The sequence below is a fragment of the Aeromonas lacus genome (assembly GCF_000764665.1).
Lineage (GTDB): Bacteria > Pseudomonadota > Gammaproteobacteria > Enterobacterales > Aeromonadaceae > Aeromonas > Aeromonas lacus.
Genome location: NZ_JRGM01000136.1, coordinates 116,931 through 142,782, shown reverse-complemented (window position 1 = coordinate 142,782; position 25,852 = coordinate 116,931). Strand labels below are relative to the sequence as shown.

20 protein-coding genes are annotated in these 25,852 nt (G+C 60.6%); 8 read left to right on the top strand and 12 right to left on the bottom strand.

Annotated elements, in window-relative coordinates; genetic code table 11:
- Window positions 1-111 precede the first annotated feature (111 nt).
- The 3 genes from clpB to rluD all read right to left on the bottom strand — a co-directional run bounded on the left by clpB (window position 112) and on the right by rluD (window position 4,724).
- Window positions 112-2,685: an ATP-dependent chaperone ClpB gene (gene clpB, locus LG31_RS0112645; RefSeq protein WP_033114829.1), complete on the bottom strand. Its 2,574-nt coding sequence runs from the start codon at window positions 2,683-2,685 to the stop codon at window positions 112-114.
- Between the two features lie 174 nt (window positions 2,686-2,859).
- Complete coding sequence (gene pgeF / locus LG31_RS0112640) at window positions 2,860-3,597, bottom strand: peptidoglycan editing factor PgeF (RefSeq protein WP_033114828.1); 738 nt, start codon at window positions 3,595-3,597, stop codon at window positions 2,860-2,862.
- Window positions 3,598-3,743: 146 nt separating this feature from the next.
- Window positions 3,744-4,724 carry a 23S rRNA pseudouridine(1911/1915/1917) synthase RluD gene (gene rluD / locus LG31_RS0112635; RefSeq protein WP_033114827.1) on the bottom strand — a complete coding sequence of 327 codons (981 nt, stop codon included), beginning with the start codon at window positions 4,722-4,724 and terminating at the stop codon, window positions 3,744-3,746.
- 116 nt (window positions 4,725-4,840) lie between these two features.
- On the opposite strand from rluD, the gene LG31_RS0112630 reads away from it, so the two are divergent.
- On the top strand, window positions 4,841-5,596 hold the full coding sequence (locus LG31_RS0112630) for an outer membrane protein assembly factor BamD (RefSeq protein ID WP_033114826.1): 756 nt from the start codon (window positions 4,841-4,843) through the stop codon (window positions 5,594-5,596).
- 63 nt (window positions 5,597-5,659) lie between these two features.
- Here the strand turns inward: LG31_RS0112630 and LG31_RS0112625 are convergent, their stop codons facing one another.
- Genes LG31_RS0112625 through LG31_RS0112615 form a run of 3 tightly spaced genes read right to left on the bottom strand, consistent with a single transcriptional unit; the run spans window position 5,660 to window position 9,262 of the window.
- Window positions 5,660-6,196 carry a phosphatase PAP2 family protein gene (locus tag LG31_RS0112625; protein WP_050513457.1) on the bottom strand — a complete coding sequence of 179 codons (537 nt, stop codon included), beginning with the start codon at window positions 6,194-6,196 and terminating at the stop codon, window positions 5,660-5,662.
- A gap of 29 nt (window positions 6,197-6,225) precedes the next feature.
- A complete protein-coding gene (locus LG31_RS0112620) occupies window positions 6,226-7,908 on the bottom strand; it encodes an ArnT family glycosyltransferase (RefSeq protein WP_033114825.1) in 1,683 nt (560 codons plus the stop codon).
- Window positions 7,895-9,262, bottom strand: coding sequence for a UDP-glucose dehydrogenase family protein (locus LG31_RS0112615; RefSeq protein WP_033114824.1), 1,368 nt, complete (start codon window positions 9,260-9,262; stop codon window positions 7,895-7,897). Before LG31_RS0112615 ends, LG31_RS0112620 begins: the two co-directional genes overlap by 14 nt.
- 402 nt (window positions 9,263-9,664) lie before the next feature.
- On the opposite strand from LG31_RS0112615, the gene arnB reads away from it, so the two are divergent.
- The 7 genes from arnB to arnF are packed head-to-tail and all read left to right on the top strand — an operon-like array spanning window position 9,665 to window position 17,091.
- Window positions 9,665-10,801, top strand: a complete 1,137-nt coding sequence (gene arnB, locus LG31_RS0112610; RefSeq protein WP_033114823.1) for a UDP-4-amino-4-deoxy-L-arabinose aminotransferase — start codon at window positions 9,665-9,667, stop codon at window positions 10,799-10,801.
- Window positions 10,802-10,807: 6 nt separating this feature from the next.
- Window positions 10,808-11,788, top strand: coding sequence for an undecaprenyl-phosphate 4-deoxy-4-formamido-L-arabinose transferase (arnC, locus tag LG31_RS0112605; protein ID WP_033114822.1), 981 nt, complete (start codon window positions 10,808-10,810; stop codon window positions 11,786-11,788).
- Window positions 11,785-13,776: a bifunctional UDP-4-amino-4-deoxy-L-arabinose formyltransferase/UDP-glucuronic acid oxidase ArnA gene (gene arnA / locus LG31_RS0112600; protein ID WP_033114821.1), complete on the top strand. Its 1,992-nt coding sequence runs from the start codon at window positions 11,785-11,787 to the stop codon at window positions 13,774-13,776. The genes arnC and arnA overlap by 4 nt, the downstream gene beginning before the upstream one ends.
- Window positions 13,769-14,668, top strand: a complete 900-nt coding sequence (gene arnD, locus LG31_RS0112595; RefSeq protein WP_033114820.1) for a 4-deoxy-4-formamido-L-arabinose-phosphoundecaprenol deformylase — start codon at window positions 13,769-13,771, stop codon at window positions 14,666-14,668. The genes arnA and arnD overlap by 8 nt, the downstream gene beginning before the upstream one ends.
- Before the next feature lie 31 nt (window positions 14,669-14,699).
- On the top strand, window positions 14,700-16,343 hold the full coding sequence (gene arnT / locus LG31_RS0112590; RefSeq protein ID WP_033114819.1) for a lipid IV(A) 4-amino-4-deoxy-L-arabinosyltransferase: 1,644 nt from the start codon (window positions 14,700-14,702) through the stop codon (window positions 16,341-16,343).
- Window positions 16,343-16,687, top strand: a complete 345-nt coding sequence (locus LG31_RS0112585; RefSeq protein WP_033114818.1) for an EamA family transporter — start codon at window positions 16,343-16,345, stop codon at window positions 16,685-16,687. The genes arnT and LG31_RS0112585 overlap by 1 nt, the downstream gene beginning before the upstream one ends.
- Window positions 16,684-17,091 (top strand): 4-amino-4-deoxy-L-arabinose-phosphoundecaprenol flippase subunit ArnF, encoded by a 408-nt coding sequence (gene arnF, locus LG31_RS0112580; protein ID WP_033114817.1) that lies wholly within the window; start codon window positions 16,684-16,686, stop codon window positions 17,089-17,091. The genes LG31_RS0112585 and arnF overlap by 4 nt, the downstream gene beginning before the upstream one ends.
- Window positions 17,092-17,163: 72 nt before the next feature.
- Here the strand turns inward: arnF and LG31_RS0112575 are convergent, their stop codons facing one another.
- The 6 genes from LG31_RS0112575 to pntA form a co-directional block, all read right to left on the bottom strand.
- Window positions 17,164-18,492 carry a CoA-disulfide reductase gene (locus LG31_RS0112575; protein ID WP_033114816.1) on the bottom strand — a complete coding sequence of 443 codons (1,329 nt, stop codon included), beginning with the start codon at window positions 18,490-18,492 and terminating at the stop codon, window positions 17,164-17,166.
- A gap of 79 nt (window positions 18,493-18,571) precedes the next feature.
- Window positions 18,572-19,972 carry an L-cystine transporter gene (locus LG31_RS0112570; protein ID WP_033114815.1) on the bottom strand — a complete coding sequence of 467 codons (1,401 nt, stop codon included), beginning with the start codon at window positions 19,970-19,972 and terminating at the stop codon, window positions 18,572-18,574.
- A 136-nt stretch (window positions 19,973-20,108) separates the two neighbouring features.
- A complete protein-coding gene (locus LG31_RS0112565; RefSeq protein WP_033114814.1) occupies window positions 20,109-21,395 on the bottom strand; it encodes an L-cysteine desulfidase family protein in 1,287 nt (428 codons plus the stop codon).
- 280 nt (window positions 21,396-21,675) lie between these two features.
- Entirely contained in the window at window positions 21,676-22,455 is a 780-nt protein-coding gene (locus tag LG31_RS0112560) for a substrate-binding periplasmic protein (protein WP_033114813.1), read from the bottom strand.
- 98 nt (window positions 22,456-22,553) lie between these two features.
- Window positions 22,554-24,038 (bottom strand): Re/Si-specific NAD(P)(+) transhydrogenase subunit beta, encoded by a 1,485-nt coding sequence (gene pntB, locus LG31_RS0112555; RefSeq protein WP_033114812.1) that lies wholly within the window; start codon window positions 24,036-24,038, stop codon window positions 22,554-22,556.
- A gap of 11 nt (window positions 24,039-24,049) precedes the next feature.
- Window positions 24,050-25,576, bottom strand: a complete 1,527-nt coding sequence (gene pntA / locus LG31_RS0112550; RefSeq protein ID WP_033114811.1) for a Re/Si-specific NAD(P)(+) transhydrogenase subunit alpha — start codon at window positions 25,574-25,576, stop codon at window positions 24,050-24,052.
- Window positions 25,577-25,852 lie beyond the last annotated feature (276 nt).

Sequence of the window (25,852 nt, the reverse complement as noted above, 5' to 3'; positions counted from 1 at the left end):
TCACTACATTCCTCCCGGCAATCTTCGGATTGCCGTTTTTTTATTTTCCATCGCCCAGATATGGCAACGCCAGCCCGAGGGCTGGCGTTGCAAACATAGATACGAGACTGGTCACTGGGTCATGGTGAGGCCGTTGCTGTCGGCTCCCAGCAGCAGTTTCTTGCCGGGAACGATGCGGCCGGAGAGCAGCGCCTGTGCCAGCGGGTTCTCCACCTTCTGCTGGATCGCCCGCTTGAGGGGTCGTGCCCCGTAGACGGGGTCGAACCCGGCGTGAACCAGCTTGTTGAGCAGCGCTTCGCTCACCTCCACCTCGTAACCCTGAGCCTCGAGACGGCCCATCAGGCTCTTGAGCTGGATCCGGGCGATGGACTTGATGTGCTCCTCGCCGAGCGGATGGAACACCACCGTCTCGTCGATCCGGTTGATAAACTCCGGCCGGAAACTACGAGTCAGCACATCCATCAGCATCGCCTTCATCTCGTCGTAATCCTTCTCGGAGTGGTGCTCCTGAATCAGATCCGAACCGAGGTTGGAGGTCATGATGACCACGGTGTTGCGGAAATCAACGGTACGACCCTGACCATCGGTCAGGCGGCCATCATCCAGCACCTGCAGCAGGATGTTGAACACATCCGGGTGCGCCTTCTCCACCTCGTCCAGCAGGATCACCGAGTAGGGACGACGGCGTACCGCCTCGGTCAGATAACCGCCCTCTTCATAACCCACATAGCCGGGAGGCGCCCCCACCAGACGGGCCACGCTGTGTTTCTCCATGAACTCGGACATATCGATCCGCACCATGGCATCCTGGGTATCGAACAGGAACTCCGCCAGCGCCTTGCACAGCTCGGTCTTGCCCACCCCGGTGGGCCCCAGGAACAGGAAGGAGCCGATGGGGCGATTCGGGTCGGAGAGCCCGGCACGGGAGCGGCGAATGGCGTTGGAGACCGCATCGACCGCCTCTTCCTGACCAATCACCCGGCTGTGCAGCTGCTCTTCCATCCGCAGCAGCTTGTCGCGCTCCCCTTCCAGCATGCGGGCGACCGGAATACCGGTCCAACGGGCCAAGACGTCTGCAATCTCCACGTCGGTGACCCGGTTGCGCAGCAGACTGGTCTCCTGCATCTCGGCCTGAGTGGCGAGATCCAGCTGTTTCTCCAGCTCGGGAATGCGGCCATATTGCAGCTCGGACATGCGGCCCAAGTCGCCTGCGCGGCGTGCCACGTCGAGATCCTGGCGGGCCTGTTCCAGCGCTGCTTTGATATGCTGGGTGCCGGCGAGGGCAGCCTTCTCGGCCTTCCACACCTCGTCCAGCTCGTTGTATTCCCGATCTTTTTCGCCAATCTCCTGATTGATCAGCTCCAGACGCTTGCGGCTGGCGTCATCGTCCTCCTTCATCAGCGCCTGCTGCTCCAGCTTGAGCTGGATGATGCGCCGCTCGAGGCGATCGAGTGCCTCGGGCTTGGAGTCGATCTGCAGCCGGATGCTGGCTGCCGCTTCGTCGATAAGGTCGATGGCCTTGTCCGGCAACTGGCGATCCGCAATGTAGCGGTGCGACAACTGGGCCGCCGCCACGATGGCGGGGTCGGTGATCTGCACATGGTGGTGCAGCTCGTAACGCTCTTTCAGGCCGCGCAGGATGGCGATGGTATCTTCAACTGTCGGCTCCTCCACCAGCACCTTCTGGAAACGGCGCTCAAGCGCGGCATCCTTCTCGATGTACTGACGGTACTCATCCAAGGTGGTGGCCCCGACGCAGTGCAGGTCGCCACGGGCCAGCGCCGGTTTGAGCATGTTGCCCGCATCCATGGCCCCTTCGCCCTTGCCGGCGCCGACCATGGTGTGCAGCTCGTCGATAAAGAGGATGACGTTGCCCTCCTCCTTGGCGAGATCGGTCAGCACGGCCTTGAGCCGCTCCTCGAACTCGCCGCGATACTTGGCACCGGCCACCAGCGCCCCCATGTCGAGGGAGAGCACCCGCTTGTTCTTGAGCCCCTCCGGCACCTCGCCGTTGATGATGCGCTGGGCCAGCCCCTCAACGATGGCGGTCTTGCCGACACCGGGGGCCCCGATCAGTACCGGGTTGTTCTTGGTACGGCGTTGCAGCACCTGAATGGTACGGCGGATCTCGTCATCCCGACCGATCACCGGGTCGAGCTTGCCGAGCTCGGCTCGCTCGGTCAGATCGATGGTGTACTTCTCCAGCGCCTGACGGTTCTCCTCGGCGTTGGCATCCTCCACCTTCTTGCCGCCACGCACCTTGTCGATGGCCGCTTCGAGTTTCTCTTTGGTCAGCCCCTGAGCGCGCAGCAGCTCGCCCAGCGTTCCCTTCTCGTCGAGGGCCGCCAGCACAAACAGTTCGGAGGAGATGAACTGATCCTTGCGCTGCTGAGCCAGTTTGTCACAGACGTTGAGCAGGCGGCCGAGGCCGTTGGAGAGCTGCACGTCCCCTTCTACGCCGCTGACGCGCGGCAGGCGATCGAGCTCCTCGCCGAGGCGAGAGCGCAGGGCATTGATATCCATCCCGGTCAGGGTGAGCAGCGGACGGATAGAGCCGCCATCCTGATTGACCAGCGCGGTCATCAGATGAACGGGTTCGATGAATTGGTGGTCACGACCCAGCGCAAGAGACTGGGCATCGGAAATAGCAATCTGGAATTTGCTGGTAAGGCGATCGAGGCGCATTGCACTCCCCCTTCAAACAGGCAGACGCCGCTTGCGCGGCAAACAACATAACTTTCTGAGATGAAAGATGAGGCCCGTACGGGCTATTTCAAGGGGCGATGCTGGTTATTTTTTCTGCAAAACGGGGCAAAAGCAGGATCCCCGCCCTTGCACGATGCAGGGCGGGGAGATTCATCAGGACGCCAACCAGATGATGGAGGCCATGCGGCCGGTCTGGCCGTTGCGACGATAAGAGTAGAACTGCTCGCTGTCGCTGAAGGTGCAGTATTCACCGCCATAGACGGCGGTGACGCCGGCGCGGGCCAGCCGCAGCCGCGCTAGCTGGTAGATATCCGCCAGCCATTTCCCTTCATTGGACGAAGGCACGAACGCCGCTTCTGCTTCGGCCTGCTCCGCCATAAAGGCCTCGCGCACCTCACCACCCACTTCAAATGCGGCAGGGCCAATGGCCGGGCCCAGCCAGGCCAGGATCTCGCCCGGCTCGCAGCCCATGGCCGCGATGCTTGCCTCCAGTACGCCCTCCTGCAGTCCACGCCAGCCGGCATGGGCGGCAGCCACCACAGAACCGGCCCGATCGCAGAAGAGTACCGGCAGACAGTCGGCGGTCATCACGATGCAGGCCTGATCCGCCTCATGGGCGCAGGCGGCATCGGCATCCGGCGCCTGCTCATAATGGCGGCTGACCGGATGAACGACGGTGCCGTGTACCTGATTGAGCCAGTTGAGGGGTCCCGGGATGGCGGCCACCTGCTGCAGCCGGGCCCGGTTGGCCTCGACCCTGGCCGGTTCGTCCCCTACGTGGGCCCCCAGATTGAGACCGGCAAAGACACCTTCGCTGACACCACCGTCACGGGTGGTCGAAAGCGCCCGGACGCGTGCTGGCGCCGGCCAGTCGGGTTCAATCCATTTCATTGCTCACTCCTTCACGCTCTATTGTTCAAATGGAAACGGGGCTCTTGGCTGCAACCAGTCAAGACGCCCCGTTTCAAGGTTCTGTGTACTACGCGCTGTATCGGCGGGTTACGGCAGAAGTCGTCGCAACACAGCCAGATTTACCACTATTTCCAGACCAGTTCGTCCGGATTGGCCAAGGTATCTGCACGCAGCACCTCCATCAGATCCAGCATGTCCTGCGGCGTGGGGGAGTGCCACTGCATGACCTCACCGGTAATGGGGTGGGCCAGCTGCAGCATGGTGGCGTGCAGAGCCTGACGACGGAAGCCACGCAGCACCTCGGTCAGTTCCGGCGTGGCGTTGCGCAACGGGCGCAGACGGCCACCGTAGGCCGGGTCACCCACTAGCGGATGCTTGATGTGAGCCATGTGGACACGGATCTGGTGGGTACGACCGGTTTCCAGACGCAGACGCAGACGGGTGTGGCCACGGAACTTCTCATGTACACGGTAGTGAGTCACGGAAGGACGGCCATTGGGCACGACGGCCATGTGGGTACGTTGGGTCGGGTGACGGCCGATGGGCGCATCAACGGTGCCGCCGGCGGTCATGTGACCGATGGCGATCGCTTCGTACTCACGGGTGATCTGGCGCGCCTGCAGCGCTTCCACCAGATGGGTCTGGGCCGGAACGGTCTTGGCAACCACCATCAGACCTGTAGTGTCTTTATCCAGACGATGCACGATACCGGCACGAGGCACCTCGGCAATACCGGGGTAGCGGTGCAGCAGGGCGTTGAGAATGGTGCCATCCGGCGTACCGGCTCCCGGGTGGACAACCAGACCGGCCGGCTTGTCGATCACCAGAATGTGTTCGTCTTCGTAAACGATGTTGAGCTCGATATCCTGCGCATCGAAGCGGGTGTCATCTTCCAGCTCTACATCCACATGCACCTGTTGCCCAGCAATCACCTTCTCGCGCGGGGTGTTGGCAACCTGACCATCCAGGGTCACTTTGTCCTGTAAAATCCACTCCTTGATGCGGGTTCGGGAGTAGTCGGGAAACAATTCGGCCAGGGCCTGGTCGAGTCGCTGCCCGAATTGGTGATCCTGGAATTCGCCTGTCAGTTCAATATGCTGGCTCATGTATGGTCTCTTGAGCGGGGGTATCAATTCGAAATAATCCGGGTATTCTAGCTTTTCTTTTAGCCAAGCATAACGGATACTTTGCCAATTTCGTGGAAATGGACCGGATGTTGTTGATGGGAAAGAAGTCTCACCTGCTGATGTCGCTCGCCTTGGTCGCTACCTTGATCACAGGCTGTTCCAGCACCAAACCCAAGGTACCCGACGAACCGCCGGAGACCCTGTACCAGAAAGCACGCCTCAAACTGGACGTTGGCAATTACGTGCAAGCCACTGAATTGCTGGAGGCTTTGGACTCTCGCTACCCGTTCGGCGCCTACTCCAACCAGGTGCAGCTTGACCTCATCTATGCCTACTACAAGCAGGATGATACCGCTCAGGCGATCGCCAATATCGACCGTTTTATCCGCCTCAACCCGGCGCACAAGAACATCGATTACGTCTTCTATATGCGCGGCCTGACCAACATGGCGGCGGATTACAACTTCTTCCAGAGCCTCTTTGGCATCTCCCGCGATGACAAAGACCCGGCCTATGCCCGCCAGGCATTCCAGGACTTCAAGACCCTGTTGCAGAACTACCCCAACAGCGTCTATGCCGCCGATGCCCGTGCCCGCATGATTGGTCTGAAGAACCGTCTGGCCAAATATGACCTGAGCGTCGCCGAGTACTACGTGAAGCGTGATGCACTGGTCGCCGCGGCCAACCGGGCCAAACTGATTGTCGAGACCTATCCCGACACAGCCGAAACCGAAAAAGCGCTGGAGATCATGGTCGAGTCTTACGACACCCTGAAGATGCCGGAGCTGGCCAAGCATGCTCGCGAAGTACTGGCCAAGAACTACCCGGAAAACCGCCTCGCCCGCAGCTGAGTGCGAATAAACCGGTAACAGTAAAAAACCGATGCCTTGGCATCGGTTTTTTTATATCCGCAATCAATAGCGGTAGTGAAACCCCACCCCGCGGGCATCCCCCTGCATGGCAACCGGCGCTACCACCATATTGCGAGATAGCGGTGTCGTGAACAGATAGCTAATCCCGGTCGCGATGGCTGCTCCGGCAATGATATCGCGCCAGTAGTGCTGCTCGGCATTCTCTCTCGACCAGCCCACAGCACCGGCCGCAATGTACGCCGGCAACCCGTAGTGCCAGCCATAGCGGATCTGCAGATAGCTGGCGCCACTAAATGCCGCCGCCGTATGACCGGAGGGAAAACTCTGGCCAGAGCCGGATGGTCGCTCCGCATCAATGGTGAACTTCATCCCCTGCACCAGCGCTGTGGTGGTGGCAAACGAGTAACCAAACTGCTTCAGCCCCTCGAGATCATCCTCCCCCCATGAGATGAGTGCCGCCGCCACCGGAATCACAACCTGGCCGATATCGCCATAGGTTTCAAAACCACTGCCAGCATGACCGGCAGGTACCTTGAGCAGACAAAGCGGAACTATTAAAAAACGAACATATTGCGTCATCCGACGCTCCTGAAGTGGAAATAGATAGGTCAATGGCACTGCTCTGCGGCAACCAGCGTCAGCAATTGCCCCTTGTCCGAACGAAGCGAGGTCTGTGCCAGCTGCTGATAGGGGATCCCCTCCAGCAGATTTGCCACCTCCCTCGCCGTACCGTTGACCAGCACCGCATCGAAATCATCACTGCGACAGGTAATCACCTTACGCGCCGCCTCCGCATCGAGATTCACTACCTGCATCTCTTCATAGACAGAGAGCAGACCTAGCTCGGTTTCACCCAGCCGCCAGCCGGCAATGCGATCCCGCGTCTCGAGCGGTATCCCCTCAAGCAGATGGGTCATCTTGCCCGAAACCCCCTTGGCGGCATCGATCAGCGGGTAGACCAGCGCAAAGGTGAGCAGAAACATGATGGCCACCGAGCTGGTGATATGAATGGCGCCATGCACCTCCTTGCGCCGCAACAACAGCTCCAGCGCCATCACGAACAGGGTGATGGCGGGAATGTAGCGCCACCCCAGCTTGCTGGCGGCTTGCTGAACCTCTGCCGGAATATGAATGGCGACAGGGAGTGGCAGACCGAGCAGAGGGAGTGCAATGATGGCGACGCAAAACAGCAGCATGAAGTAGAGCCACCCCCGACCATAACGGGCAGTCCACACCGGCCAGCTCAGGCTGACCTGACCCAGCATGATGGCAAATACCGGCAATAGCGGGAAAAGATAGAGGGTTCGCTTGGTCGAAGAGAGAGTTAACAATAAAAGGGTTCCCAGCGCCCAGCACAGCAAAAATAACCGCTCACGGTTCCACTCCCGCTGTTTCACCGTTTGCCAGCCCCAATAAAAAATGAATGGCAACCATGGGATGGTATATTCCACCATGCCCCACAAATAATAGAGGTAGGCACCTTTCTTGATATGACCCAGTTCGGTCGAAGCGCCTGTCAAACGGCCAACCTGATTTTGCCATAACCACTCATGCCACAAGGCATCGCCATCGGCATGATTAATTAGCTCACGAACCCAGGCTGTGACCGGAAATATAAAAAAGAGCAACATCAGCAAGTGCTGAAATATAAAAATGGGGACGCCTTTCTCGCTTGAAGTTTTGCGCGCAGCAAAAGTAAAGAGAGGCAACCAGCCGAAAAATACCGTCAATGGCCCAATCGGCCCTTTTGCCATAAAACAGCCAGCCAGACCCAGTCCGGCAATAATCACCATCAAGTTGCGATGCGCCAGATAATATTCGGCAAATGCCCAGAGGGTAAATACGACAAAGAAGGCGAGCGCACTGTCCGTCCTGATCCAGTGCGTATTGATAATAAAACCCTCCATGGTGCCCAGCGCGATGACCGACCAGAGTGCCGCTGACCTGTTGCCGAGCAGGCGATAGGCCAGCAGGCCGGTGAAGAGCAGCATGCCTGCCGCCCAGACCACGCCCGCCAAACGCAGGGTGTTGGTTATCCCCAGCCAGGATGCAAACCCATCAAGAAACGGCAAAGCGGCCATGTAGAAGAGCGGCGGCTTCTCGATAAAGCTGCGCCCTCCCAGGGTAGGTAACACCCAGTCACCACTGCGGTACATCTCGAGCGCAATGGCCGCTTCGCGGGGTTCATCAGGAGTCCAGAGCTGATGATCAAACTGGCCAAACAGTAGCACCAGAGTCACCAGCAGCAACATCCAGCAGAGCTTGCGCCCCGATATTTCAGGGCGTGGCATGGCTCATTCCTTCTGCAATGGTCTCCCCACGTCCGATGGCGTAGTAGGAGAAGCCCTGGGTTTTCATCTTGTGCGGATCATAGAGATTGCGACCATCGATGATGAGCGGCATGGCCAGCATCTTCTTGAGCTGGGCAAAGTCAGGCGCCTTGAATTCGTTCCACTCGGTGCAGATGACCAGTGCATCCGCCCCCGCCAGCGCAGCCTCCTTGGTGCCCATCAGCGACAGCTCGGGCTGGCAGCCATAGATGCGCTGCGCTTCCTTCATCGCCACCGGGTCAAAGGCCTGCACCCGCGCCCCCTCCTGCCACAGCGCCTCCATCAGGGCCCGACTCGGCGCTTCGCGCATGTCATCGGTATTGGGTTTGAAGGCGAGCCCCCAGATGGCGATGGTCTTGCCCGCCAGCGACTCGCCCCGCTCTTGAAAGTGAGTGGACAGCGTATCGAATAGCTTGAACTTCTGCCGCTCGTTGACCCGCTCCACCGCGCGGATGAGCGGCGTGTCGTAGTCGAGGGCCGCGGCTGTCGCCAGAAACGCCCTCACATCCTTGGGAAAACAGGAGCCGCCATAGCCGCAGCCGGGGTAGATAAACTGGTAGCCGATGCGCTGATCGGCACCGATCCCCTGCCGCACCAGCTCGATATCGGCACCAACCCGCTCGGCCAGCCCGGCAATCTCGTTGATAAAGCTGATCTTGGTTGCCAGCATGCAGTTGGCGGCGTACTTGGTCAGCTCGGCACTGCGCACATCCATGAATAGAATGCGGTCATGATTGCGGTTGAAGGGCTCGTACAGCTCGCGCATCACGGCTCTGGAGCGCTCCTTGCCGGTGCCGATGACGATACGATCCGGGCGCTGGCAATCACGGACGGCCGCCCCCTCTTTGAGAAACTCGGGATTAGAGACCACATCGAATTCAAACTGCTTGCCAAGCTCGGCTTGCTGCTCACTGACCCAGTGGAACACCTTGTCTGCCGTACCAACCGGCACGGTGGATTTGTTGACGATGATCACCTCGTCTACACGATGTTGGGCAATCGATCTCGCCACCGCCCTGACGGCACTCAGATCGGCCGAACCATCCTCATCGGGGGGCGTACCGACGGCGATGAATTGCACCTCACCGTGGGTAACCGCCATGGATATATCCGTGGTGAATTTCAGCGAGCCATTTTGTAGTGTCTGATGCAGCAATGAATCCAGCCCGGGTTCATAAATAGGTAATTCGCCGCGGGACAACCGGCTTATTTTTTCTGCATCGAGGTCAATACAAACAACCTGATGGCCGACATCGGCCAATACAATTGCCTGTACCAGCCCGACATAGCCACTGCCAAAAACGGTGATATTCATAACGACTATTCCATAATGCGTGATGCTGGAAACTTTACATCCTTTCCCCAATTGCACTACGGGCAATTTGTAACAAGAAATTTCAATGCTGAATGACATGGCGATTATTCAGCAATGGCAAATAGCTCGAGTAGTGACACTAAAGATAAGTGGCTAAACACCAATTCAAAATAAAACCAAGCAATATTTTGTTACGAGACATTTCCAAATTGAGCTTTCCATAAAAACACCAGCAATTGTTACCAAGTGTTGCTGTGCGCTTGAATGAAAACTCGCTATTCAGCTACTTTCGAAAATATATCAAACGATATAGATATCTGCGCCATGCATATTTCCAGTGAAAATCGGCAATACCGGTTTTCATCGCCATTTGATCTCTTGCGACATTAAGACTGGAGTCGTATGAAAAACTTTTTGCCATTCTCAAAACCCGCCATGGGTGAGGCCGAGATCAACGCCGTCAGCGAGGTTCTGCAATCGGGATGGATCACCACTGGCCCGAAAAATCATGAGCTGGAGCAGCGCTTCTGCGAGACCTTTGGCTGCCAGCATGCGGTAGCGCTCTGCTCCGCAACGGCCGGTATGCATGTCACCCTGATGGCACTGGGGATTGGCCCGGGTGACGAGGTGATCACCCCCTCCCAGACCTGGGTCTCCACCATCAACATCATCACCCTGCTGGGGGCGACTCCCGTCTTTGTCGATGTGGACAGGGATACCCTGATGGTCAGCGCCGGGCAAATAGCCCCGCTCATCACCCCCAACACCCGGGCCATCATCCCGGTTCACTACGCCGGGGCGCCGGTCGACCTCGACCCCATCCTCGCCCTGGGTCGCCAGCACGATATTCCGGTCATCGAAGATGCCGCCCATGCGGTCGGCACCCGCTATCGCGCCCGCTGGATCGGCGAGACCGGCACCGCCATCTTCTCCTTCCACGCCATCAAGAACCTCACCTGTGCCGAAGGGGGCATGCTGGTGACCGATGACAAGGCACTGGCCGACAAGGTGCGGATGCTGAAATTCCACGGTCTGGGGGTGGATGCCTTCGACCGGATGACGCTGGGTCGCAAGCCGCAGGCAGAGGTAATCATGCCGGGCTTCAAGTACAACCTGGCCGACATCAACGCCGCCATCGCCCTGGTACAGCTGGCCCGCTTGCCCGAGCTCAACGCCCGGCGCGCCATCCTGGTTGCCCGCTATCGGGAGCAGCTGGAGGGATTGCCGTTCGAGCCGCTCGCCATCCCTGATTATTCCCACCTGCACGCCTGGCACCTCTTCATGGTGCGAGTCGATCCGGCCCGTTGCGGCCTCGATCGCGATCAGCTGATGCAGGCACTGCAGGAGCGCGGTATCGGCACCGGCCTGCACTTCAAGGCGGCCCATACCCAGAAGTACTACCGGGAGCGCTACCCGGCGCTCTCGCTGCCCAATACCGAGTGGAACTCGTCACGGCTCTGCACCCTGCCCCTCTTCCCCGACATGACACTCTCCGACGTGGATCGGGTCGTGGCAGCCCTGACCGACATACTGGAGTAACGACACGTGAACCATAACGATATCAAGCGAGTCTCCGTCATCATCCCCGTCTACAACGAGGAGGAGAGCCTGCCCGAGCTGCTGCGGCGCGTCACCGAGTCCTGCGATCAGCTGAGTCAGGATTACGAGGTGATCCTGATCGACGATGGCAGCCGCGACCGCTCCACCGCCATCATCAGCGAAGCTGCCGCCCGCGAAGGGAGCAAGCTGGTCGCTGTGCTGCTCAACCGCAACTATGGCCAGCATGCCGCCATCATGGCCGGCTTCGAGACGGCCAAAGGGGATCTGGTGATCACCCTGGATGCCGACCTGCAGAACCCGCCGGAAGAGATCCCGCGACTGGTCGCCACCGCCATGGAAGGATACGACGTGGTCGGCACCATCCGCCGCAACCGGCAGGATTCATGGTTTCGCAAGACGGCCTCGCGCTTTATCAACAAGTCGGTACAGCGGGCGACCGGCGTCCAGATGAGCGACTACGGCTGCATGTTGCGCGCCTATCGCCGCCACATCATCGACGCCATGCTCTGCTGTCAGGAGCGCAGCACCTTCATCCCCATTCTGGCCAACAGCTTTGCCCGCCGTACCACCGAGCTGGAGGTGGGCCACGCCGAGCGCGCCCACGGCGAATCCAAATATGGCCTGATGCACCTCATCAACCTGATGTACGACCTGGTCACCTGCATGACCACAGCCCCGCTGCGCCTGCTCAGCATCGTCGGCAGTGTGGTGGCGGGGATCGGCTTCACCTTCTCGATCCTGCTGATCCTGCTGCGCCTGCTGATGGGCGCCGACTGGGCAGCAGACGGCGTCTTCACCCTGTTTGCCATTCTCTTCACCTTTGTCGGCGTGCAGCTGATCGGGATGGGGCTGCTGGGTGAGTACATTGGCCGCATGTATACCGATGTCCGCGCCCGCCCCCGCTACTTCATTCACCAAATCGTTCGCTCCACCCCGGATGCTTCGCAACAGGAAACTCAATCATGAACGTTGTCGTCTTTGCCTATCACGATATCGGCTGTACCGGTATCGAATCCCTGCTTCAGGCCGGCTATCAGATCCAGGCAGTCTTCACCCACGCCGATGATCCGGGCGAGAACCGCTTCTTCGACTCGGTAGCCCAGCTCTGTGCCGAGCACGATCTGCCGGTCTTCTCCCCCGAAGACGTGAACCATCCGCTCTGGATTGAGCGCATTCGCGAGCTGGCACCCGAGGCCATCTTCTCCTTCTACTACCGCAACATGCTCAAGCAGGAGATCCTCGATATCCCGACCGTCGGTGCCTTCAACCTGCACGGCTCCCTGCTGCCCGCCTATCGCGGCCGAGCCCCTATCAACTGGTGTCTGGTCAATGGCGAGACCGAGACCGGCATCACCCTGCACCGGATGACAGCCCGTGCCGATGCCGGCGATATCGTAGCCCAGCAGGCAGTGACCATTGCCGACGACGACACAGCGCTGACCCTGCATGGCAAGGTGCGCCAGGCTGCCCATGCCCTGCTGGAAGGTGAGCTGGTCAAACTCAAGCGCGGGGAGTGCCGCTTCACCCCGCAGGACGAGAGCAAGGCGAGCTACTATGGCCGCCGCACCCCGGCCGATGGCGAGCTGCACTGGCACCGCCCGGCCCGCGAGCTCAACAATCTGGTGCGCGCCGTCACCCAGCCCTATCCGGGTGCCTTCAGCTTTGCCGGCGATCGCAAGCTGACGGTCTGGAAGGCGCAACCGCTGGCAATCCAAAGTGACCAGCAGCCGGGCACCATTCTTTCCCACGACCCGCTGCGCGTGGCCTGTGGTGAAGGAGTGCTGGAGATCCTGGCCGGTCAGGCCGAAGGGGGGCTCTATATACGCGGCGCCCAGCTGGCCCGCGAGCTGGGGCTGGTCGAAGGAATGAAGATCGGCGCCAAGGCGAGCAATGCCCTGCGCAAGGCGCGCCTGACCCGGGTGCTGATCCTCGGCGTCAACGGCTTTATCGGCAACCACCTCACCGAGCGTCTGCTCAAGGATGGCGGCTACGAGGTCTATGGCCTCGACATCGGATCCAGCGCGGTGGACCGTTTCATCGGTCACCCCAACTTCCACTTCGTGGAGGGGGACATCAGCATCCACACCGAGTGGATCGAGTATCACATCAAGAAGTGCGACGTGATCCTGCCGCTGGTGGCCATCGCCACCCCCATCGAGTACACCCGTAACCCGCTGCGGGTGTTCGAGCTCGATTTCGAGGAGAACCTCAAGATCGTCCGCTACTGCGTCAAGTACAACAAGCGCATCATCTTCCCCTCCACCTCCGAGGTGTACGGGATGTGCGACGATCACAGCTTCGACGAAGATGAATCCCGCCTCATCGTCGGCCCCATCAACAAGCAGCGCTGGATCTATTCGGTCTCCAAGCAGCTGCTGGATCGGGTCATCTGGGCCTACGGCAAGAAAGAGGGGCTAAACTTCACCCTGTTCCGCCCCTTCAACTGGATGGGGCCGCGCCTCGACAGTCTGGACTCCGCCCGCATCGGCAGCTCCCGCGCCATCACTCAGCTCATTCTCAATCTGGTGGACGGTACCCCGATCCAGTTGGTGGATGGCGGCGCCCAGAAGCGCTGCTTCACCGATATCGAGGATGGCATCGAAGCCCTGTTCCGCATCGTCGAGAACAGGGACGATCGCTGCAACGGCCAGATCATCAACATCGGCAACCCGGACAACGAGGCGAGCATTCGCGAGATGGCAGAGGTGCTGCTCGCCAAGTTCGATGCCCACCCGCTGCGCGACCACTTCCCGCCGTTCGCCGGCTTCAAGCTGGTGGAGAGCAAGTCCTTCTACGGCGACGGCTATCAGGATGTCTCCCACCGTCGTCCGAGCATCCGCAATGCCCGCAAGCTGATCGACTGGGAACCGACCATCGAGATGGAAGAGACCATCGGCAAGACGCTGGACTTCTTCCTGCAAGGGGCGGTCACCACAGGAGTCGAGCATGACTGAGGTGGGTCTGCGGATCGACGTCGATACCTTCAGGGGGACCCGTGACGGGGTGCCCCGCCTGCTGCAACTGCTCGACCGGCATCAGATGAAGGGGAGTTTCTTCTTCTCGGTCGGTCCCGACAACATGGGGCGCCACCTGTGGCGCCTGCTCAAGCCCCGCTTCCTGCTCAAGATGCTGCGTTCCAACGCAGCATCTCTGTATGGACTCGATATCCTGCTGGCCGGTACCGCCTGGCCCGGCAAGTCCATCGGCAAGCAGCTCGGGTCCCTGATGCGCGACACCGATCAGGCGCACCATGAGGTGGGGCTGCACGCTTGGGATCACCACGGCTGGCAGGCCAACACCGGCCGCTGGGATGAGACCGAGCTGATCCGTCAGACCCGGCTCGGAGTCGATGCCCTGAGCAACATTCTGGGGCGAGAGGTAGATTGCTCCGCCGCCGCTGGCTGGCGGGCTGATTCGCTCACCACCCAGGCCAAGGAGCAGTTCGGCTTTCGCTACAACAGCGACTGTCGTGGCTGCGGCCTGTTCCGTCCCATTCTGGAGGATGGACGGCCCGGCACCCCGCAGATCCCGGTCAACCTGCCCACCTTTGACGAGGTGGTGGGGCATCAGGTGACGGTCGACGGTTTCAACCATTTCCTGCTGGATCAGCTGACCGCGGCGCCGCAACCGGGCCCCCATGTCTACACCATCCACGCCGAGGTGGAGGGGATCGTAATGGCGGATCAGTTCGATGCCCTGCTCGGCGAGGCCAAAGCGCGCGGTATCCGTTTCGTCCCCCTTGGCGAGCTGCTCCCGTCCGACCCGACTCAACTACCGACCGGTCACCTGCTGCGCGGCACCCTGCCGGGTCGCGAAGGGTGGCTCGGCTGCAAGGCCACCCCATGAACCAGCTCACCAGATTGCAACCGAGGATCTCATGAAGATGACCCGATGGGCCCTGCCCCTTTTCTTTCTGCTCTTTTACCTGCTGCCGCTCAACCAGCGGATGCTGTGGAGCCCGGACGAGAACCGTTATGCCGAGATCAGCCGGGAGATGGTCACTACAGGTGACTGGGTGGTGCCCCACTTCCTCGGCCTGCGCTACTTCGAGAAACCCATCGCTGGTTACTGGTTCAACAGCCTCAGCCAGCTGATGTTCGGCGAGAGCAACTTTGCCGTCCGCTTCGCCTCGGCCGCCTCGACCGGGCTGAGCGCACTGCTGGTCTTCTGGTTTACCCTCCAGCTCTGGCAGTGCCGGCGCAAGGCGTGGTTCGCCAGCCTGATCTATCTCTCGACCCTGATTGTCTACGGCATCGGCACCTACAGCGTGCTTGACGCCATGGTGACCCTCTGGCTCAACGCCGCTATGGTGAGCTTCTACCTCATCCGGCAGGAGGGGCCACCCAGCCGCAGGATGGCGGGCTATCTGCTGTTCGGCCTCGCCTGCGGCATGGGCTTCCTCACCAAGGGCTTCATCGCGCTGGCGGTACCTGTGATCGTGCTGGTCCCATATATGCTGACCCGGGGACGCCTGCTCGAACTGGTGCGCTTCGGGCCGCTGGCCATCCTGAGCGCCGCCCTGCTGGCCGCCCCCTGGGCCATCGCCATTCATCAGCGGGAGCCGGACTACTGGCACTACTTCTTCTGGATTGAGCACATCCAGCGCTTCGCCTCGGAAGATGCTCAGCACAAGTCCCCCTTCTGGTACTACCTGCCGATGGGACTGCTCGGCACCCTGCCCTGGCTGGGGCTGCTGCCGGGCGCGCTGAAGCAGGGGTGGCAGGAGCGCAAGGTCGGCCCGCAGACTCTCTATCTGCTGGCCTGTCTGGTACTGCCCTTTATCTTCTTCAGCATCGCCAAGGGCAAGCTACTCACCTATATCCTGCCCTGCTTCGCCCCGCTGGCCATCCTGCTCGCCAATAGCGCGGTCAATGCCCTCAGGGAGGGGCGCGATCAGCCATTTCGCCTCAACGCCTGGCTCAACGGCCTGTTCGGGCTCGTCTGCGTAGGGGTGCTGGCGGTACTGGCCTTCTCGCCGCAACATGCAGTCTACGGTCGCTACGAGATGGACAAGCTGGCCATTGCCATGGCGATCTTTGCCGGCTGGTCGCTGCTCGGCTTTATCCAGCTGGTGGCCCCCACCCGCAGCTGGCAACTGAGCGCCCTCTGTCCTATGGTGCTGGCCGTCGCCCTGCCACTGGCGCTGCCGTTATCGCTGGTGGACTCCAAACTGCCGGAGCACTTCATCAAGGCCAACCGGGAGATCCTGATGGAATCCCACACACTGCTGGCCAACGAGGTAGGTACCGCCTCCTCCATCGCCTGGGAGACCAAACGCAGCGAGGTCAACCTGTTCGACAGCATGGGCGAGCTGAGATATGGCCTTGGCTATCCTCAGGGCAAGGGGCGCTACGTCACGCAAGAGGAGTTCCCGAACTGGCTGGCACAGGCACGCCAGGAGGGGCAAGTCGCCCTGCTGCTGCGCACCGATGATGGCGAGCAGATCGCCGCGCTGCCTCCGGCAGACAAGACCATCCGCAGCCACCGCTTCACCCTGCTCGTCTACCACGGGAATCGTTGATGGATATCCTGCTCCTCCTGCTGGTCAGCCTCCTCACCAGTGCGGGCCAGATGTTGCAAAAGCAGGCGGTCATCAGCTGGCAACGCACACCGCACGACCACTGGCAGAAGCTCGCCTCCCCCTGGTTGCTGGGGAGCATTGCAGCCCTTGGCAGCGGCATGCTGCTCTGGATCTACCTGCTGCAACGGCTGCCGCTGAGCATGGCCTACCCCATGCTCAGCATCAATCTGGTGCTGGTGCTGCTCGGCTCGCGCCTCTTTTTCCGCGAGCCGGTGAGCAGCCGCAACTGGCTGGGGGCTGCCGCCATCATTGTCGGCGCCCTGCTGCTGGGAGGTCTGTTATGAAGGGTTATCTCTACGTACTGGGCAGCATAGTGCTGGTGACGGCGGCGCAACTCTGCATGAAGTGGGGGGCAATCAGCCTCCCTGCGTGGCAGGCCGATCCCGCCGTGATGCTGGCTCACCCCCTGCCACTCCTCACCATCGCCATCGGCATCCTCTGCTACGGGTTGTCGCTGCTCTGCTGGCTGGCGGCGCTGCACTCCACCCCGCTCAATATCGCCTACCCGCTACTCAGCACCAGTTACGGGCTGGTCTATCTACTGGCGGTGAGCATGCCGGCCTTTGCCGAACCGCTGGTGGCGAGCAAGGCGGCTGGTGTTGCGCTTATCTTCTTCGGCGCCGTGCTGGTCGGCAGCAAATCGGCAACTGACAAGCCGGAGCAGCAAGAGCCCCCTACCGATCCCTGAGGCAGTTTTAAGTAAAAAGAAGAGGCGGCACCCTGTGCCGCCTCTTCTCATTTTCCGCCTGACCAGCGCCCGTTACCTGGCGACGTTACCCGCCACGTTCAGGGCATCCCAGGTGCGGGAGAAGGGTGGCGCGTAGGCAAAGTCCAGCATGCCGAGCTGCTCGGTGGTCACCCCCATGGTGATGGCGACCGCCAGCGCATCGATGCGGTGTACCGCCCCCTTGCGACCGAGGATCTGGCCGCCCAGCAGCCGCTTGCTGCCAGCCTCGTAGACCAGCTTGACGTGAATGTCGGACTGACCCGGGCAGTAGTTGGTGTGGCACTTGTCCTTGATCACCACGGTGCGATAGTCGATCCCCATCGCCCTGGCTTCCTGCTCACAGAGGCCGGTACGGCCCGCCTCCAGCCCCAGCACCTTGAGCGCGGCAGAGCCGAGGGTGCCCGGGAACGTCTGCTCGGCCCCCGCCAGGTTCTCGCCCACCATGCGCCCCAGCTTGTTGGCGATGGTGGCGAGCGGCACATAGACCTGCTGCTGCTTCACGCTGTGCCAGACGCTGGCACAGTCGCCAGCCGACCAGACGTTGGCCAGCGAGCTGCGCCCCTGCCGGTCCACCTTGATGGCGCCGTTGCCGAGCAGCTCGATGCCGGTATTGGCCAGAAACTCGGTGTTGGGCTTGACCCCGGTGCAAACCACCACGATATCGGCTTCGAACTCGCCCTGGCTGGTTCGCACGCCGGTCACCCGGCCATCCCCCAGCAGCGCTTCAACTCGCTCACCCAGATGGAGAGAGACCCCCTGCTCGCGCAGTTCGGTTTCGATGTGCTGGGTGATCTCGCCATCAAACGCACCGGGGATGACCCGATCCGCCAGCTCGATGAGACGCACCTCTTTGCCCTGATGGACCAGCGCCTCGACCACCTCCAGCCCGATAAAGCCGGAGCCGATCACCACGGCGCGGCGATTGTTTTTGTCTTGTACCGCCGCCTTCAGCGCCAGCCCATCGGCCATCCGGCGCAGACCGAATACCCCTTGCTGCTGCAAACCGGGGATGGGGGGCATCACTTCGCGGGCACCGGTGGCGATCATCAACCGATCGTAATGGTCGGTGAAGGTGTCGCCGTTGTGCTCGACAGTCAGCGTCTGCGCGGCAGCATCCAGACTCAGCACCCGGTGGCCAATCTTGACCTCGATCCCCTTGGCGGCGAACTGCTCCGGGGTGAACTCGGCCATGTAGCCGGGCTCCTGAAACTCGTCGCCGACGAAGTAGGGCAGGCCGCAGGCGCCGAAGGAGATCACCTCGGAGGCTTCATACACCACGATTTCGGCCTCTTTGGCCAGTCGGCGCGCTTTGGCGGCCGCACTCATACCGGCGGCTTCGCCACCGATGATCACGATTCTCATAGTTGCTCCTGTCAATGACGCAGGGAGGGTATGCCCTCCCTGTGGTTGATGGCGGGAAGTTTACCCCTCCCGCAGCGGATCAGATGGTGGACTCTTCGCCGTCCAGACTCACTTCGTGATCGCTGTTGAATACATTCATGTCGGTCTCCCCCAGCAGGCGGCTGGTAACCGTGCCCGCGGTGATGGAGCCGGAGACGTTGAGCGCAGTACGGCCCATGTCGATCAGTGGCTCGATGGAGATGAGCAGACCGGCCAGCGCCACCGGGAAGTCCAGCGCGGAGAGCACGATCAGCGCGGCAAAGGTGGCGCCACCGCCGATCCCGGCCACCCCGAAGGAGCTGACGGTGATGATGGCGATCAGGGTCATGATGAAGCTCGGGTCCATCGGGTTGACCCCGACAGTCGGTGCAATCATCACTGCCAGCATCGCCGGATAGATACCGGCACAGCCGTTCTGGCCGATGGTGGAACCGAAGGAGGCCGCGAAGTTGGCGATCCCCTCCGGAATACCCAGCGACTTGGTCTGGGTCTGCACGTTCATCGGGATGGAGCCCGCACTGGTGCGCGAGGTAAAGGCAAAGGCCAGCACCGGCGTGATCTTCTTCAGGAAGCGGGCCGGGTTGATGCCGACCATGCCGACCAGCAGCAGGTGCACGGCGAACATGATGGCGATGGCGCCGTAAGAGGCCATGACGAAGCTGAGCAGATTGATGATGTCAGCGTAGTTGGAGCCGGAAACCACCTTGGTCATCAGGGCCAGCACGCCGAACGGCGTCAGGCGCAGCACCAGGGTCACCATCCGCATCACGATGGCATGGGCCACGGCGATGAAGTGGCTGAAGCTGGCGAAGATCTCCGGCTTCTTGCGGGCGATGCCGGTAGCCGACAGACCGATGAAGATGGAGAAGATCACCACGGCAATAGTGGAGGTCTTGCGACCGCCGGTCATGTCGAGGAAGGGGTTGGCCGGAATGAACTCCAGCACCATCTTGGCAAAGGACATGCTCTCGACGCTGCCGAGGGTGCTCTGCAGCGCCGCACCGCGAGCACTTTCCGCAGCACCGGCAGTGAGCCCTTCCGCCGTCAGACCAAACAGGTTGGACATCAGGATGCCCGCCCCTGCAGCAATAGCGGTGGTGAAGATCAGCACGCCTATGGTCATGGCGCTGATCTTGCCAAGAGCGGTACCGCCGTTGAGCTTGAGGATGGCGCTGATGATGGAGACCATGATCAGCGGGATGATGATCATCTGCAGCAGCTTCACATAGCCGCTACCGACGATATCGAGATAGTCGATGGTCTGGCCAATCACCGCAGAACCCGCTCCGTAGAGCAGCTGCAGGGCCGCGCCGAACAGGATACCCAGCCCCAGACCGGCAAACACCCGGCGGGTGAAGCTCACATGTTTTTGCTGCAACCGATAGAGGAAGAACAGCAAGAAGGCCGTAATGGCCAGATTACCGATAACGCTAAGTGTCATGAGATGACCCCCCCAAAAAGCGGGCAATGCCCGGGAAACAAGAGCAAGCACGACGCATGCCCTGGCAACCGTGTCGGACGGCCTGACCCGTCACGACATAAACAAGGGGGTCTGAGCCCCCTTTGTTTCTACAAACTTATGGCTTCTGCTGTTTCGCTCGCATGATGTTGATGATCTCGATATCCGTATCCAGCATCCCCTCTTTGGAGAGGCGGCCCAGATTGGCGATTGTCTGGTCCACATCGTCGGAGACGATCCCCTCACTCTGGGGCACATGCAGATTGTTGATGGCCATCAGCGAGGATTTCACCGCCGCCGAGGTCGAGGTGGAGACCTTCATGGAACAGGCGCTGCCGGCGCCGTCACAGATGATGCCGGAGACATCGCCAATCATGTTGTTGATGCAGTGGCTGATCTGCTCGAACTGGCCGCCCAGCAGCCAGGTGATGGCCGCACCGGAGCCCATGGCGGCGGTGCTGGCGGCACAGAGGGCCGACAGCTTGTTCTGATAGGTCTTGATGTAGATGGCCACCAGATGGCTCATCACCAGCGCCCGGGTCAGCTGCTCGTCGCTCACCTTGAGGAAGCGGGCGGCGGCGACTACCGGCATGGTGGCGGCAATGCCCTGATTGCCGGAGCCCGAGTTGGACATGGCGGGCAGCATGGCGCCATCCATCCGTGCATCGGAAGCGGCAGAAGATAGGCGCATCGCCAGGGTCATCAGGTCATCGGAGAGCAGCTTGCGCTCCACCTGCTCGGTGAGGATCTTGCCGATGCGCAGGCCATACCCCTGCAACCCTTCGTCCGCCAGCGCCTGATTCATGGTGGCCGCCTCCCGAATGAAGTCGATCTCGGCCAGCGGTACCTGCAGGGCAAAATCAACGATCTCGCGCAGGGTCATGGCGGGCTTGCTGGAAGGAGCAGCCTGGATCTGCACGCCGGGAGCGTTGTCCTGCTGCATCAGCACCTCGCCATCCTTCTCCATCAGGATGATGCGGGTGTGGTCGGTGCAGATCACCACCCGGGCGCTGTGGCCATCCACCTCGGCCAGCACCTCGGCGTAGAGCACGTCCGGCACATCCTTCACATCCACCTTGATGGCAGGCAGCAGCGCCTTGGCTGCTTCCACCTGATCTGACGTGAGAGTCTTGAGCACCTCCAGCCCGGCATCCGGGTTACCACCTGTGATGCCGACCGCAGCGGCCACCGGCAGACCGATCATGCCGGTACCCGGCACCCCGACGCCCATGCCGTTCTTGAACAGGTTGCCGCTGACCCATACGCTGATACGGGTCGGATCCTGCCCCAGCAGCTTGCGGCAGTTGGCCGCAGCCAGGGCGACCGACATTGGCTCGGTGCAGCCAAGGGCCGGCACCACTTCACGCTTGAGCAGGGTAATAAAGTCGGTCCATTGTGCTTTCATCTGTGCAATCTCATCTTGGTGGCGCAATGCCTGTCATCGCTACAGGCAACAGCATGGCAAAAAAGGGTGACCCGGGGTCAGCATCAATTCGGGGAGCGCCGCAACGGCGTCGCGAGAGAGGTAGCCACCTGATGGCAGCCCCATGCAAATCAACTGGATTTGATCCTAATATCAATAAAATCAAATTAAGTTGCGCAATATCGCTTTTTTCAGCGCCATTATGCCCGTCTTTTAACAAAGTGCGACAAATTGTGAGGCAACGCACAGAGGGCGGGCCCGCCTAGAGGTGATAGCGGGCCAGCAGCTGCTTGTAGGCGGGGGTCTGCTTGAACTGTTTCAGGGCGGCAGAGAAACGGATAGCCAGCTGATCGTGGCCGGGTTTGTGGGTAAATCCGAGAAAGTTGCGGCTATCGTCGGTCAACATATAGGAGCCGTGGCTCACCTGATCCTGCAAACCCTGGGTGTGCAGCAGGTAACGCCCGACCAGCTCGTTCAGCACCACTCCATCCAGCCTGCCCGCCATCATCAGGTGAAGCTGCTTGACGGCATTCCCCTCCCCCGTCATCGGCACCCGGATCACCCCGGTATCGGTCAAGAAGGATTTGCTGTAGGCATAGTCGGCCTGAATGCCGACCCGCAACCCCTTGAGGTCGGCCAGCTGGGCAACGTGGAGTGGGCGATCCACCGGATAGAAGAGCACCTCGCCACTGTAGGAGAGCGGCTCCTCGGGATAGTGGAGCCAGCTCTTGCGGGCCTCGACATAGAAGATATCGATCACCGCATCTCCTTCACGCAGCATCGCCTGCTGCAAAACCCGCTTCCAGGGGAGCACCCTGATTTCGGTGCGATAGCCAAGCTGCTGCAGCACGGTACAAGCCAGATCGAGATCGGCTCCCACCAGTCGACCACCATCATCACGCATCACGTAGGGCGGCCACAGCTCGGTTAGCAGCGTCAGGGTCGGCGGTTTGTCCGCCGCAGCCGCCAAACCGGCACCAAGCAGGGAAGCCAGCAGCCAGCCGTAACACCCGATCCTTCGCCAACCCTGACACCACATCATGGAGATCCCTCACGGTCCGTATGGATTGAGGATATACAAGGGATGAGCAATAAAAAAGGAGGCCGAAGCCTCCTTGATATCCAGTCTCTGAATGGCACTTACAGTGCTTTCAGGATTGCCTCGACGCTGGCCTTGGCATCGCCAAACAGCATCTGGGTATTCTCTTTGAAGAACAGCGGGTTCTGGACACCGGCATAGCCAGTGTTCATGGAGCGCTTGAAGCCGATGACGTTCTGCGCTTTCCACACTTCCAGTACCGGCATACCGGCGATCGGGCTGCCCGGATCTTCCATCGCAGCCGGGTTGACGGTGTCGTTGGCACCAATCACCAGCACGGTGTCGGTATCGGCGAAGTCCTCGTTGATCTCGTCCATTTCCAGCACGATGTCATACGGTACTTTCGCTTCCGCCAGCAGCACGTTCATGTGGCCAGGCAGACGACCGGCAACCGGGTGGATACCGAAGCGCACCTTGACGCCGCGGTCACGCAGCTTCTGGGTGATCTCGGCAACCGGATACTGAGCCTGCGCCACCGCCATACCGTAGCCCGGGGTGATGATGACGGAGCTGGAGTTCTTCAGCAGGTCAGCCACTTCCTCGGCGCTGGTTTCGCGGTATTCGCCCATCTCCTGATCAGCCGTGGAGGCCACGCCATCAGAGCCGAAGCCACCGGCGATCACGGAGATGAAGGAGCGGTTCATCGCCTTGCACATGATGTAAGAGAGGATGGCACCGGAGGAACCTACCAGCGCACCCACCACGATCAGCAGGTCGTTGGAGAGCATGAAGCCCGCCGCCGCCGCCGCCCAACCGGAGTAGGAGTTCAGCATGGAGACCACTACCGGCATGTCGGCACCGCCGATGGAAGCCACCAGATGCCAGCCAAAGGCGAAGGCGATCAGGGTCATCACCAGCAGAGCGAAGGTGGAACCACCGGCGTTGACGAAGTAGACCATCAGCGCCAGCGAGGCGACCACAGCCAGCAGGTTCAGCTTGTGGCGGTGCGGCAGCATCAGCGGCTTGGAGGAGATGAGACCACGCAGCTTGCCGAACGCCACCACGGAACCGGTGAAGGTCACGGCACCGATGAAGACGCCGAGGAAGATCTCGACCAGGTGGATGTTCAGCATGGCGCCGGTCAGGTGCTCGACCTGGGCAACGCTGGCTGCCTGCTCGAACGCCGCACGGGCGGCTGCCAGCGTGGCATCCAGGTTGGAACCGACGGAGACAACCACTTCAGCCGGTGCGGAGGGGTGCAGGTCGATGAAGCTGTTGAAGCCCACCAGTACTGCTGCCATACCCACGAAGCTGTGCAGCACGGCCACCAGCTCGGGCATCTCGGTCATCTCGACCTTGAGCGCCAGACGCACGCCGATGGCACCACCGATCACCATGGCCAGAATGATCCAGTGAACGCCACTGGTCTCCGGGTTGAACGCGGTCGCGATCAGGGCGATGGCCATACCCGCGATACCGAACAGGTTGCCATGTTTGGCCGTCTCTTGCTTCGACAGTCCCGCGAGACTGAGGATGAAGAGCACGGCGGCAACGATATAGGATGCTGTTACCAGTCCTTGAGACACGTTAAACCCCCTTAATCCTTACGGAACATCTTCAGCATGCGCTGAGTGACGGTGAAGCCGCCGAAGATGTTGATACTGGCAATCAGCACGGCGACGAACGCCAGCGCGGTAACCAGAGTCGACCCTTGCCCGATCTGCAGCAGGGCACCGACCACGATAATGCCGGAGATGGCATTGGTGACCGACATCAGCGGCGTGTGCAGGGCGTGAGAGACGTTCCACACCACGTAGTAACCGACCACACAGGCCAGGATGAATACGGTGAAGTGGGAGAGGAAGGCTGCCGGGGCAACGGAGGCGATCCAGCCGAAGGCGGCGATGCCGAGGGCACCGAACACGAACTTCTTGTTGGAGGGCTTGGCCTCTTCCTTCTTGGCTGCCGGTTTGGCGGCGGCCGGTTTCTGCGGGGCAGCAGAGACGGAGATGGCGGGCGGCGGGAAGGTCACTTCACCGGCCTGGATCACCGTCATATTGCGCTGCACCACGTCTTCGAAGTCGATGGCGACGTTGCCGTCCTTCTCCTTGCACATCAGCTTCATCAGGTTGACCAGGTTGGTACCGTAAAGCTGGGAGGATTGGGCAGGCAGTCGACCCGGCAGATCGGTGTAACCAATCACCTTGACGCCGTTGGCGGTGACATGCAGTTCGCCCGGCACTGTGTATTCACAGTTGCCGCCGGCCTGAGCGGCCATGTCCACGATGACGGAGCCCGGCTTCATGCTGTCGACCATCTCTTTGGTGATCAGCTTGGGAGCCGGCTTGCCCGGGATCAGGGCGGTGGTGATGATGATGTCCACCTCTTTGGCCTGCTGGGCAAACAGCTCCATCTCGGCCTTGATGAACTCTTCGCTCATCACTTTGGCGTAACCATCGGAGGAGGAACCATCCTCACCGCCGAAGTCCAGCTTGAGGAACTCGCCACCCATGGACTCGATCTGCTCGGCCACTTCCAGACGGGTATCGAAGGCACGCACGATGGCACCGAGGGAACCGGCAGTACCGATGGCAGCCAGACCGGCTACGCCGGCACCGATCACCAGCACCTTGGCAGGCGGCACTTTACCGGCAGCAGTGATCTGGCCGGTGAAGAAGCGACCGAACTGGTGCGCAGCTTCAACAACGGCACGATAGCCACCGATGTTGGCCATGGAGGAGAGGGCATCGAGGGACTGGGCACGGGAGATCCGCGGCACCATATCCATCGCCATTACATTGATGTTGCGCTCGGACAGCTTCTTGACCAGCTCGGGGTTCTGGGCAGGCCAGATGAAGCTAATCAGAGTGGCGCCATCTTTAATTTGTGCGATCTCGGCATCGGTCGGCGCATTGACCTTGAAGATAAGGTCGGCTTGCCAGACATTCGGCACCACGCTGGCACCGGCAGCCTCGAAGGCGGCATCATCGAAGCTGGCCGACAGGCCTGCGCCGGTCTCGATGGCGACCTCGAAGCCGAGCTTTTTCAGCTGCTCGACGGTAGCCGGGGTCGCTGCGACCCGGGTCTCACCGACGAGACTCTCTCTCGGTATTCCAATCTGCATGACTATTCCCTGATGGTTAATAAACAATCGCTGCCCAGTGTCTCATTTCTGGCGAAACAAGACATGACCAAAGTGCAGGTCTTGGGCTCTTTGTTATGAAAATCAGTAGGCTTTACCTCAACCTCCTGTCATGGTCAGGCCCCCGCTTTTCAGGCGCGAAGGTGATTAGTATCAAATTTTGGAGTTTTATTACAACCGCACGCCCGACAGCACGCGTACAGATTTCAGCCCATCCCCGCCGAGGATTAAAAAAAACAAACCAAATTAGAGGCTTAT

Coding starts and splice junctions, on each gene's coding strand:
- clpB (WP_033114829.1), bottom strand. CDS start 2,685: ATGCGCCTCGATCGCCTTACCAGCAAATTCCAGATTGCTATTTCCGAT.
- pgeF (WP_033114828.1), bottom strand. CDS start 3,597: ATGAAATGGATTGAACCCGACTGGCCGGCGCCAGCACGCGTCCGGGCG.
- rluD (WP_033114827.1), bottom strand. CDS start 4,724: ATGAGCCAGCATATTGAACTGACAGGCGAATTCCAGGATCACCAATTC.
- LG31_RS0112630 (WP_033114826.1), top strand. CDS start 4,841: ATGGGAAAGAAGTCTCACCTGCTGATGTCGCTCGCCTTGGTCGCTACC.
- LG31_RS0112625 (WP_050513457.1), bottom strand. CDS start 6,196: ATGACGCAATATGTTCGTTTTTTAATAGTTCCGCTTTGTCTGCTCAAG.
- LG31_RS0112620 (WP_033114825.1), bottom strand. CDS start 7,908: ATGCCACGCCCTGAAATATCGGGGCGCAAGCTCTGCTGGATGTTGCTG.
- LG31_RS0112615 (WP_033114824.1), bottom strand. CDS start 9,262: ATGAATATCACCGTTTTTGGCAGTGGCTATGTCGGGCTGGTACAGGCA.
- arnB (WP_033114823.1), top strand. CDS start 9,665: ATGAAAAACTTTTTGCCATTCTCAAAACCCGCCATGGGTGAGGCCGAG.
- arnA (WP_033114821.1), top strand. CDS start 11,785: ATGAACGTTGTCGTCTTTGCCTATCACGATATCGGCTGTACCGGTATC.
- arnD (WP_033114820.1), top strand. CDS start 13,769: ATGACTGAGGTGGGTCTGCGGATCGACGTCGATACCTTCAGGGGGACC.
- arnT (WP_033114819.1), top strand. CDS start 14,700: ATGAAGATGACCCGATGGGCCCTGCCCCTTTTCTTTCTGCTCTTTTAC.
- LG31_RS0112585 (WP_033114818.1), top strand. CDS start 16,343: ATGGATATCCTGCTCCTCCTGCTGGTCAGCCTCCTCACCAGTGCGGGC.
- arnF (WP_033114817.1), top strand. CDS start 16,684: ATGAAGGGTTATCTCTACGTACTGGGCAGCATAGTGCTGGTGACGGCG.
- LG31_RS0112575 (WP_033114816.1), bottom strand. CDS start 18,492: ATGAGAATCGTGATCATCGGTGGCGAAGCCGCCGGTATGAGTGCGGCC.
- LG31_RS0112570 (WP_033114815.1), bottom strand. CDS start 19,972: ATGACACTTAGCGTTATCGGTAATCTGGCCATTACGGCCTTCTTGCTG.
- LG31_RS0112565 (WP_033114814.1), bottom strand. CDS start 21,395: ATGAAAGCACAATGGACCGACTTTATTACCCTGCTCAAGCGTGAAGTG.
- LG31_RS0112560 (WP_033114813.1), bottom strand. CDS start 22,455: ATGATGTGGTGTCAGGGTTGGCGAAGGATCGGGTGTTACGGCTGGCTG.
- pntA (WP_033114811.1), bottom strand. CDS start 25,576: ATGCAGATTGGAATACCGAGAGAGAGTCTCGTCGGTGAGACCCGGGTC.